We start from the raw sequence: 8,032 nt of genomic DNA, 5'->3' as shown, positions 1-8,032 counted from the left end.
CGGCCCGGACGGCACCCCCGACGGCGCCCCGGCCGGGCCGATCGTCTCCGACCGGCCGGTGCTGGCCGCCGGCGTGGTGCGCCACCACGGCGAGCCGATCGCCGCGGTGGCCGCCGACCACCCGGACACCGCCCGGCTGGCGGTCGGCCTGATCGCGGTCGACTACGAGCCGCTGGAGGCCGTCACCGACCCGGAGCAGTCCTTCACCGCGCCGCCGCTGCACCCGGACGGCAACCTGTTCCGCCACCTGCCGCTGCGCACCGGGGACCCGGACGCGGTCGGCGAGATCATCGTCGAGGGCCTCTACCAGGTCGGCCGACAGGACCCGGCCCCGCTCGGCGCCGAGGCCGGGCTGGCCGTGCCGCGCCCGGACGGCGGCGTCGAACTGCACCTGTCCTCCACCGACCCGCACGGCGACCGCGACCGCACCGCCGCCTGCCTCGGCCTGGAGCCGGACCGGGTCCGGCTGGTGGCCACCGGCGTGCCCGGTGCCACCACCGACCGCGAGGACCTCTCGTTCCAGGTCACCCTGGCCCTGCTGGCGCTGCGCACCGGCCGCCCGGTGAAGATGACGCTCACCCGCGAGGAGTCCTTCCACACCCACACCTCGCGCCACCCCGCGCTGCTGCGCTACCGCCACCACGCCGACGCCGAGGGCACGCTGGTGAAGGTCGAGGCGCAGATCCTGCTGGACGGCGGCGCCTACGCGGACGTCTCCGCCGAGGCGCTGGCCGCCGCGACGGCCTTCTCGGCCGGTCCGTACGTCTGCCCGAACGTCTTCGTGGACGCCTGGGCGGTGCGCACCAACAACCCGCCGGCCGGCCGGATGCGCGGCGAGGGCGCCCTGCAGGCCTGTTTCGCGTACGAGTCCCAGCTGGACCAGCTGGCCGCCCGGATCGGCGTGGACCCGGTGGAGATCCGCCGCCGCAACGCGATGTCCACCGGCGACCCGCTGCCCACCGGACAGGCCGTCACCTGCCCGGCGCCGGTGCGCGCCCTGCTGGACGCGGTCGCGGCCGAGCCGCTGCCGGCCCTGCCGGTGGACGACCCGGACGCCGAGTGGCTGCTGCCCGGCGGGCCCGGCGGCGCGGGCGACCCGGCGGCGGTGCGGCGCGGCATCGGCTACGCCGTCGGCATGGTGCACATGCTGGGCGCCGAGGGCGAGGACGAGGTCTCCACCGCGACGGTGCGGGTCAGCGGCGACCACGCGACGGTGATCTGCGCGGCGGTCGACGCCGGGCAGGGCTTCGCCACGCTGGCCCGGCAGATCGTGCAGACCGTGCTGGGCGTCAGCGAGGTCTACATCGCGCCGGCCGACAGCGACCAGTCGATCGCCGGGCCGTCCGCCCGCGGCCGGCACACCTGGGTCTCCGGCGGCGCCGTCGAGCGGGCCGCGCTGATGGTCCGCCACCAGCTGCTGCAGCCGATCGCGGCGAACTTCGGGATGTCGGCGGAGCTGCTCCAGATCGCCGACGGCAAGATCACCTCGTACGACGGGGTGCTCGGCATGCCGGTCGCCGAGGCGCTGGAGGGCAAGGAGCTGTGGGCGACCGCGCAGTGCCGCCCGCCCCCCACCGAGCCGCTGGACGAGTCCGGGCAGGGCGACGCCTTCGTCTCCATCTCGTTCTGCGCGATGCGCGCGGTGGTGGACGTGGACATCGAGCTGGGCGCCGTCCGGGTGGTCGAGATGACCGTCGCCCAGGACGTCGGCCGGGCGCTGAACCCGCGCCAGATCGAGGACCGGATCGAGGCGGGGGTGGCCCAGGGCGTCGGCCTGGCGCTGCTGGAGGACCTGCGTACGGAGGGCGGGGTGCTGCAGAACCCCTCGCTCACCGGCTACCGGCTGCCCACCGCGCTGGACACCCCGGAGGTGCGGATCGCCGCGCTGCTGGAGGAGCGCGACGTGGTGGCCCCGTTCGGCGCGAAGGCGGTCGGCGCCGTCCCCGCGGTGGTCGCCCCGGCGGCCGTGGCCGCGGCCGTGCGCGCCGCCACCGGCCTGCCGGTCGGCCGGCTGCCGATCCGGGCGGAGGACGCCGTCACCGCCTGACCGGACGGTTCGGAAAGGCGACAAAAAGCGGTGCAAACAGCGGAAAGGAATTGCCGGCCGACTTTTCCGGGTCGACCGGCAATTCCTTTCTCCACGAGGCCATGGCGGGGATCGAACCCGCGTGTACCGCTTTGCAGACGGTTCCCTAAGCCACTCGGGCACACGGCCAGTGAATTCATAGTGGCCGATCCGGGGAGAGCGGTCAACGCTCCTTTGTAAATTCTGTATGGCAGTGTGTGCTACCGTCGGAGACCGGTGGCGGCATTTCCGCCACCCCGGACGAGCGCGTCGTACCCGGTGACGACAAGACGGCGCAGTTCAGCGGCAATCCGGCCGCTGTGGACTGCGGAGGCACCACCGTCATGGCCTGGCTCGTTCTGATCCTCTCGGGTTTCCTCGAAACCGTCTGGGCGGTCGCCCTGGAATCGTCCAAGGGCTTCACCCGCCTCGTTCCCAGCCTCGTCTTCGGCGTCGCCCTGCTGTTCAGCATGGGCGGGCTGGCGTACGCGATGCGCACCATTCCGATCGGTACCGGCTACGCGGTCTGGGTCGGCATCGGCGCGGTCGGCACCGCGGTCTACGGCATGGCCGTCCTGGGGGACGCGGTGACCATGGCCCGGATCGGCTGCCTGCTGCTGATCGTCTCCGGCGTGGTGGGCCTCAAGGTGCTGCACTGAGCCCCGGCGGGCCCGCGGCGTAGGTCCCGGGGCGGAGTCGATCACCGACCGGGGTCAGGGGTCATCGAGGCGGACGGCTCTTACGATGTTACGTATGACCACTGCCTCCCCCACCTCGGTCGACCCTGTTCCGATACCCCTCGACGACGACCCCGGTGGCGGGGTGCTCGGCGGCCGCTACCGCGCGCTGACCCTGGGGATCGTCTCGGTGGTCCTGGTGATCGCCTTCGAGGCGACGGCCGTCAACACCGCGATGCCGACCGCGGCCCGCCAGCTGAACGGGCTCGGGCTGTACGCCTTCGCCTTCTCCGGCTACTTCACCACCACCCTGTTCGCCCTGGTCGTCTCCGGCCAGTGGTGCGACCGGAGCGGCCCGCTGAGGCCGCTGTTCAGCGGCATCGCGGTGTTCGGCGTGGGGCTGGTGGTGGCCGGGACGGCGCCCGGGATGTGGGTGTTCGTGGCCGGCCGGGCGATCCAGGGCCTGGGCGGCGGGCTGGTGATCGTCGCGCTGTACGTGGTCGTCGGCCGGGCCTACCCGGAGCGGCTGCGGCCCGCGGTGTTCGCGGCCTTCTCCTCCGCCTGGGTGCTGCCCTCGATCATCGGCCCGCTGGTCTCCGGGGCCGTCACCCAGCACCTGGGCTGGCGCTGGGTGTTCCTGGCCGTGCCGGCGCTGATCCTGCTGCCGCTGGCCGTGATGGGCCCGGCGCTGGCCCGCTCGGAGCGGGAGCGCCCGGTGGTCCGGGGCGCGGCCTTCGACCGCCGTCGCACCCTGCTGGCCGCGATGGCGGCGGTCGGCGCCGGCCTGCTGCAGTACGCGGGCCAGCGGCGCGACCTGATCGGGCTGCTCCCGGGGATCGCCGGGGCGGCGCTGCTGGTGCCGGCCGTCCTGGGGCTGCTGCCGACCGGGACCCTGCGGGCCGGGCGGGGGCTGCCGGCGGTGATCCTGCTGCGCGGGATGGCGGCCGGGGCGTTCCTCGGCGCCGAGGCCTTCGTCCCGCTGATGATGACCACCCAGCGGGACCTCTCGCCGACGCTGGCCGGCCTGACCCTGACCAGCGGCGGCCTCACCTGGGCGGTCGGCTCCTGGCTCCAGGGCCGGCCCGGGGCGGAGCGCTACCGCGAGGCGATGATCCGGGGCGGCCTGCTGCTGACCGCGGTGGCGATCGGGGGCGCCGCGCTGGTGCTGTTCCCGGCGGTGCCGGCCTGGGTCGCGTCGGTGGCCTGGGGCGTCGGCGGCATCGGGATGGGGATGGCGATCGCGAGCGTCAGCGTGCTGATGATGAAGCTCTCCACGCCGGAGGACGCCGGGGCCAACTCGGCCGCCCTGCAGATGAGCGACGCGCTGGGCAACGTGCTGCTGACCGGGATGGCCGGGGTGCTGTTCGCGGCGCTGGGCGGCGGCTCGCTCGCCGCCGCCCACGAGGGCGGCGGGGCGGCCGGCTCGCCCGGCGCCTTCGCGGTGATCCTGCTGTCGATGGCCGGGGTGGCGCTGCTCGGCGCGCTGCTGGCCGGCCGGGTGCGGGCGAAGGCCTGACGGTCAGGACCCGGCGGGGGCTCCGGCCCCCACCGGGGCGCCGAGGAAGGCCTCCCAGCCGCCGGCCGGGGCCTGGCCCGGGGCGAGGGTCTGGAGCTTGCGCAGCACCGCCGGGTCCTGGGCGTCCAGCCAGTCGACCAGCTGCCGGAAGGAGACCAGCCGGACCTCCGGCTTGCCCGCGATGGTCCGGAGGACGTCCTCGACGGCGTTCATGTAGATGCCGCCGTTCCACTCCTCGAAGTGGTTGCCGATGACGTACGGCGCCCGGTTGCCGTTGTAGGTGCGGTCGAAGCCCATCAGGTAGGCGTCGCGGGCCTGGGTCTGGAAGCCGGGGTGGAGCGCCGGGTCGGCCTTGGTGTTGGGGCCGCACTGGTTGTACATGATGTTGTAGTCCATCGAGAGCACCTGGAAGGTGTGCCCGGGGAACGGGATGGACTGCAGCGGGAGGTCCCACAGGGCGCCGCCCTGGATCTTCTGCGGCCACACCTGGGTGCCGTTGCCGCTGCTGTCGTAGCGCCAGCCGCGCTTGACCGCGGTGGGCAGCAGGTTGCGCTGGCCCTCCAGACAGGGGGTGCGGCTGCCGATCAGCTCCTTGCGGTAGTCGAAGGGCAGCGCCGGCAGGTCGGTGAAGCCGGTGTTGGTGCGCCAGTTCGTCACGAAGTCCATCGCCTGCTGGATCTCGCTGTCCCACTCCTCGGGGGACCACTTGCCGACGCCGGTGGAGCCGCAGAAGTGGCCGTTGAAGTGGGTCCCGATCTCGTGGCCCTCCAGCCAGGCCGCGTGCACGTTCTCCAGGGTGTCGCGGATGTGCTGGTCGCTCAGGTAGCCGATGTCGGAGGCGCCGGCCCTGTGCTGCGGCGGGCGGTAGAGGTCCTTCTTGGACTCCGGCAGCAGGTAGAGGCCGCTGAGGAAGAAGGTCATCTTCGCGTCGTGCTCCTGCGCCAGCCGGCGGAAGCGGGCGAACAGGCCGTTGTCGAGCTCGCCGGCGCCGTCCCAGGAGAAGACCACGAACTGCGGCGGGCGCTGGCCGGGCTGCAGCCGGTCGGGGACCGGCTGGTGCGGCTGGGCGCCGGTGTCCGAGGTGGAGCCGTCGCCGATCAGGACGGCCTGCGGCTTGGGGGCCGGGGCCGGGGCGGGGGTGTCGCCCCGCTCGTCGGCCGCGCCGGTGGCCGGGACGACGGCTCCGGGCACCCGCACTCCGCCGGTGGCGTGGTCGCTGCCGCAGCCGGCCGCCAGCGTGGCGGCGGTGGCGGCGCCCGCCGCCAGCAGGGTGCGGCGTGAGAGGGCTTCCATGGTCACTCCGTTCGTGGGGCGGTGGGGCGGCGTGCGGGAGTGCGGAGTCCGGTCGGACAAGTGGGTGATACAACCCGTGGCCGGGTCAGCATGGCACGGGGGCGGGGCCGGTCGGAGAGGCGCAGCGCGTCGTCCGGAGCGATCGCCCGAACGCCGCAACCGATCGGGTCCGTAGAACCGTCGGTAGCTCGTGTCGGGAGTGTTCCTGCGGCGATCGTATGCGGGGGGCGGCCGTCGCGCTCCGCGACCGGGTGCCCACGGGGCGCACGAAAGAGGGCGTCAGCCCTGCCGATCGGCGGGTGCCGGTACGACCGTCGTATGGACGTGCCTTACAGTCCGTTCCGGTTGAATTGTTTCCCAGGAAACTCCCAGGAAGCGGGGTTCCGTCGGCAGAGGGGAGCGCCCGTGGGCGTCCAGCAGAGCAGGGGGCCCTGGCCGGGCACCCTGGCGGCGGGTGCCGCGCTGGTGCTCGGTGCCTGGCTCGTGCACGACGGAGGCCCGTCGCTGCCGCCCGCGCCGGGGGCCGGCCAGGCCCAGGCCGGGATCACGCCGGTCTCGGTCGTCCCTCCGCTGGGCCCGTCCGCGCCGACCCGGATCCGCATCCCGGCGGTGCGCCTGGACGCCCCGGTCACCGCGCTCGGACTGGACGCGGACGGCCACCTGCAGACCCCGCCCGAGGCGGACCGCAACCTGGCGGGCTGGTACCGGGGCGGGGCCAGCCCCGGCCAGCGCGGTACCGCGATCCTGGCGGGACACGTCGACAACAAGACCGGCCCCGCGGTCTTCTATCATCTGGGCGCGCTCCGTCGGGGGGACCGGATCGAGATCGCCCGGGCGGACGGCGCCACCGCCGTCTACCAGCTCTACGCCATCGAAGTGCACGACCGAAAGGACTTCCCGGACGATCGGGTCTACCGTCAGGCCACTGACGCGCAGCTGCGGGTGATCACCTGCGGCGGCTCGTACAGCGAGGAGCACGGCTACGACGGCAACGTCGTCGCCTACGGCTTCCTGGCCGACACCACCCCGCCGGGCAAAGCCGCATGAGCACGCTGACCCTTGCCTCCCGCTGGAACCCGATCGACTGGCCGCTCACCGAGGGCCTGATCCCGCACGCCGTGCTGGCGGCCGGCTGGGCGGCGCTGATCGCGCTCGCCGTCGGCCGCGGCCGGAGCTGGTGGCGGGTCCGCCTGCCCGCCGCCCTGATCACCGCCGCGGCGCTCAGCTGGCTGCTGGACGTCGTGGTCGACGGCTGGTGGCACCCCTTCCCGGAGGGCACGCCCAAGTACGTCACCTGGTGGATAGCCATCGCCCTGACCGGGCTCTGCCTGGCCGGCTACCGGATGCGCCGGCTCACCTGGCGGCGGCGGGGGCTCGCGCTGGGCCTGTGCGGCCTGGTGGTGCTGATGGCCTCCTCCGAGGTGAACATCGGCTTCGGCCAGTTCCCGAGCGGGCGCGTGATGCTCGCGCCGTGGCTGACCAAGACCGACGGGCTGGTCGCCGACAAGGCGGGCCAGACCGTGGCCGCCCCGCCGGGCAGGACGCTGGAGGAGGTCTGGCAGCCCCCGGCGGACCTGCCCGAGAAGGGCACCGTGTCGGTGGTGCCGATCCCCGGCACCAAGTCGGGCTTCAAGGCCCGCGACGCGTACGTCTACCTCCCGCCCGCCTACCAGGCCACCCCGCGGCCGCTGCTCCCGGTGATCGTGATGATCACCGGTCAGCCCGGCGTCCCGGGGGACTGGGTGCTCTCCGCGCAGATCAACGAGGCGCTGGACGCCTACGCCGCGGACCACGGCGGCCTCGCGCCGATCGTGGTGATGCCCGACCAGCTCGGCTCCACCTGGGCCAACACGCTCTGCCTCGACTCCAAGATCGCCAAGACCCAGACCTACCTGGCGGTGGACGTCCCCGAGTGGGTGCACCAGCACCTCCAGACGGCGGCCGGCCGGAAGTCCTGGGCGATCGGGGGCGCCTCGATGGGTGGAACCTGCGCCCTCCAGCTCGGCGTCAACGCCTCCGACGTGTACGGCACCGTCCTCGACATGTCCGGGCAGGAGGAACCGACCCTGGGCAGTCGGGAACAGACCGTCAAGGCCGCCTTCGGTGGTGACGAGAAGAAGTTCGACGCGGTCGATCCGCTCCAGGTGATGGCCCGCAAGAAGTTCCCGGACACCAACGTCGCGTTGGTCGTCGGCGAGACCGACGAGGAGTTCAGACCGCAGATGGAGAAGGTCTACCAGGCCGCGCAGGCGGCCGGAATGAAGTCCAAGTTCGAACTGATGCCGGGTGGCCACGGCTGGGTCGTCTTCCGGCCCGGCATCGCCCAGCAGCTCCCGTGGCTCGCCCAGCAGACCGGGCTGACCCGGTGACCGGGGCGGGGACGGCGCTGGCCACCGTCGGCGAGCAGCGCGGGCCGGGGCCGGACGCGGAGCGCTCGGCCGAGCGCGGCACCGACCGGGCCGACCGGGCGCCGGTCACCCG

The 8,032-nt window shown here is 73.7% G+C and carries 6 protein-coding genes, 1 tRNA gene and 1 riboswitch; of the genes, 5 read left to right on the top strand and 2 right to left on the bottom strand.

The features are described 5' to 3' along the window. A partial coding sequence (locus AE652_RS29370) for a xanthine dehydrogenase family protein molybdopterin-binding subunit (RefSeq protein WP_049656936.1) occupies window positions 1-2,047 on the top strand: 2,047 nt, incomplete at its 5' end. A 96-nt stretch (window positions 2,048-2,143) separates the two neighbouring features. On the opposite strand, the gene AE652_RS29365 is transcribed toward AE652_RS29370, so the two are convergent. After that, window positions 2,144-2,215 (bottom strand) — tRNA-Cys (locus AE652_RS29365). 84 nt (window positions 2,216-2,299) lie between these two features. Beyond that, window positions 2,300-2,365: riboswitch (guanidine-III (ykkC-III) riboswitch) on the top strand. 44 nt (window positions 2,366-2,409) lie between these two features. Between AE652_RS29365 and AE652_RS29360 the strand changes: the two genes are divergently transcribed. Together AE652_RS29360 and AE652_RS29355 are read left to right on the top strand one after the other, a co-directional pair. Continuing rightward, window positions 2,410-2,724, top strand: coding sequence for a multidrug efflux SMR transporter (locus tag AE652_RS29360; protein WP_049656934.1), 315 nt, complete (start codon window positions 2,410-2,412; stop codon window positions 2,722-2,724). A gap of 94 nt (window positions 2,725-2,818) precedes the next feature. Further along, the gene (locus AE652_RS29355) at window positions 2,819-4,258 is read left to right on the top strand and encodes an MFS transporter (protein ID WP_049656932.1); all 1,440 of its coding nucleotides are present in this window, start codon (window positions 2,819-2,821) and stop codon (window positions 4,256-4,258) included. Between the two features lie 3 nt (window positions 4,259-4,261). Here the strand turns inward: AE652_RS29355 and AE652_RS29350 are convergent, their stop codons facing one another. Beyond that, the gene (locus AE652_RS29350) at window positions 4,262-5,551 is read right to left on the bottom strand and encodes a hypothetical protein (RefSeq protein ID WP_199823158.1); all 1,290 of its coding nucleotides are present in this window, start codon (window positions 5,549-5,551) and stop codon (window positions 4,262-4,264) included. Between the two features lie 405 nt (window positions 5,552-5,956). Here AE652_RS29350 and AE652_RS29345 point away from each other — a divergent pair, with 405 nt between their 5' ends. After that, window positions 5,957-6,598: a class F sortase gene (locus AE652_RS29345; RefSeq protein WP_049656930.1), complete on the top strand. Its 642-nt coding sequence runs from the start codon at window positions 5,957-5,959 to the stop codon at window positions 6,596-6,598. Then, window positions 6,595-7,920, top strand: a complete 1,326-nt coding sequence (locus AE652_RS29340) for an esterase family protein (protein WP_049656928.1) — start codon at window positions 6,595-6,597, stop codon at window positions 7,918-7,920. The genes AE652_RS29345 and AE652_RS29340 overlap by 4 nt, the downstream gene beginning before the upstream one ends. Window positions 7,921-8,032 lie beyond the last annotated feature (112 nt).

This window comes from Kitasatospora sp. MY 5-36, from assembly GCF_001182915.1.
Classification (GTDB): Bacteria; Actinomycetota; Actinomycetes; order Streptomycetales; family Streptomycetaceae; genus Kitasatospora.
This window is presented reverse-complemented; position numbering and strand designations above follow the sequence as displayed.

Coding starts and splice junctions, on each gene's coding strand:
- AE652_RS29360 (WP_049656934.1), top strand. CDS start 2,410: ATGGCCTGGCTCGTTCTGATCCTCTCGGGTTTCCTCGAAACCGTCTGG.
- AE652_RS29340 (WP_049656928.1), top strand. CDS start 6,595: ATGAGCACGCTGACCCTTGCCTCCCGCTGGAACCCGATCGACTGGCCG.
- AE652_RS29355 (WP_049656932.1), top strand. CDS start 2,819: ATGACCACTGCCTCCCCCACCTCGGTCGACCCTGTTCCGATACCCCTC.
- AE652_RS29350 (WP_199823158.1), bottom strand. CDS start 5,551: ATGGAAGCCCTCTCACGCCGCACCCTGCTGGCGGCGGGCGCCGCCACC.